Origin of the sequence: Aliidiomarina celeris (genome assembly GCF_003316875.1) — a bacterium.
In the GTDB taxonomy this organism is placed as follows: domain Bacteria; phylum Pseudomonadota; class Gammaproteobacteria; order Enterobacterales; family Alteromonadaceae; genus Aliidiomarina; species Aliidiomarina celeris.
The window spans coordinates 1-625 of the sequence record NZ_QMIL01000019.1 but is presented as its reverse complement, the minus strand read 5'-3'; the positions used below and the strand labels follow the sequence as shown (position 1 = coordinate 625).

Here is a 625-nt window from a genome sequence, read left to right as displayed (position 1 = left end):
GCTATAATCTCAATGTTACTGCAGATTTGGAGATTAATCATGCACACATTAACAGCAAATGACGCCAAACGTAATTTTGGTGAGCTACTTCTAAGTGCCCAGCGCGAGCCAGTCAAGATTAGCAAAAACAGCAAAGATGCCGTAGTTGTAATGTCTATTAGAGATTATGAAGAGCTAGAAGCAATGAAAGCAGACTACCTTAAACATTGCTTCGATGCAGCCAAACAAGACCTAGCACAAAGCAATGCCGTTGATGGCGAAGATTTTCTAAACGCCTTATAACCAGTTATGCAGAAGAATAAATACAAATTAAGTAAACTAGCTCAGGCTCATTTGAGAAAAATCAAAAGCTATACCGTCAACAATTTCTCTGAAATGCAGTGGCGCAACTACAAAGATACATTACTAACTGGATTTCAGATGCTTGCGGATAACCCTGCCGTAGGTCGGAGTTGTGATGAAATTTACCCAAACGGGTTTTACTTTCTTGTAGGCAAACACACGGCTTACTTTACAAAAGAAGACGGCTTCATTTTGGTTGTAGCTGTACTCGGTCAATCACAACTACCTGAAAATCATTTGTAATTTAATATATCACCCGAGATCTAGAGTTAGAGTAATGAGC

General features: G+C 39.2%; 2 protein-coding genes. Both read left to right on the top strand.

Annotated elements, in window-relative coordinates:
- Positions 1-282: type II toxin-antitoxin system Phd/YefM family antitoxin (locus DQW12_RS13315; RefSeq protein ID WP_440582359.1), on the top strand; the 282-nt coding region annotated here is incomplete at its 5' end.
- A 6-nt stretch (positions 283-288) separates the two neighbouring features.
- Positions 289-585 carry a type II toxin-antitoxin system RelE/ParE family toxin gene (locus tag DQW12_RS13310; protein WP_113908358.1) on the top strand — a complete coding sequence of 99 codons (297 nt, stop codon included), beginning with the start codon at positions 289-291 and terminating at the stop codon, positions 583-585.
- Positions 586-625: the final 40 nt, after the last annotated feature.

Bases quoted from the DNA above. Each gene is read 5' to 3' on its own strand.
- DQW12_RS13310 (WP_113908358.1), top strand. From the start codon at position 289: ATGCAGAAGAATAAATACAAATTAAGTAAACTAGCTCAGGCTCATTTG.